At 59.4% G+C, this 527-nt stretch carries 1 rRNA gene; it reads right to left on the bottom strand.

Going from position 1 to position 527, the window contains the following annotated elements:
* A 16S ribosomal RNA gene (locus JT719_RS24270) occupies positions 1 to 191 on the bottom strand; the annotation flags it as partial.
* Between the last annotated feature and the right edge of the window lie 336 nt (positions 192 to 527).

The raw sequence follows: 527 nt of genomic DNA, 5'->3' as shown, positions 1-527 counted from the left end.
TGGCGATGAATCTTTCCCCCGTAGGGCTCATCCGGTATTAGCGTCCGTTTCCAGACGTTGTCCCGAACCAGAAGGCAGGTTCCCACGTGTTACTCACCCGTGCGCCACTCACCCCGAAAGGTGCGTTCGACTTGCATGTGTTAGGCATGCCGCCAGCGTTCGTTCTGAGCCAGGATCAAACTCTCAGGTTCAATCTGAACCCCGGCCTAAGCCGAAGCCCAACTGAACGGGTCACCGAAGCGACCTCACCTAAGCGTCAGAAACTGCATCGTCTCTAAAAACCTAGCCGAGATGCGTCACGGCAACCGCTGGCCCAATCCCCACTCGGGAACCGGACCCGCGTCAACGGCCAACAAAGCCGCCGCCTGCGCATCCCTTCTCACAACACGGTCTTCACTTTTAAAAGATCCCGCGGCGCTCGGCGCCGCATTTGCACTTGACTTTTCCGACCGGCTCCGCTTCGTCAGCGGCGCCTGCGTCGGTGGAGGGGTTTATATGTGCCCTGGCCCCTTCGGCGCAAGAGCTTT

This window comes from Sabulibacter ruber (genome assembly GCF_017355955.1).
GTDB classification, from domain to species: Bacteria; Bacteroidota; Bacteroidia; order Cytophagales; family Hymenobacteraceae; genus Nibribacter; species Nibribacter ruber_A.
This window is presented reverse-complemented; position numbering and strand designations above follow the sequence as displayed.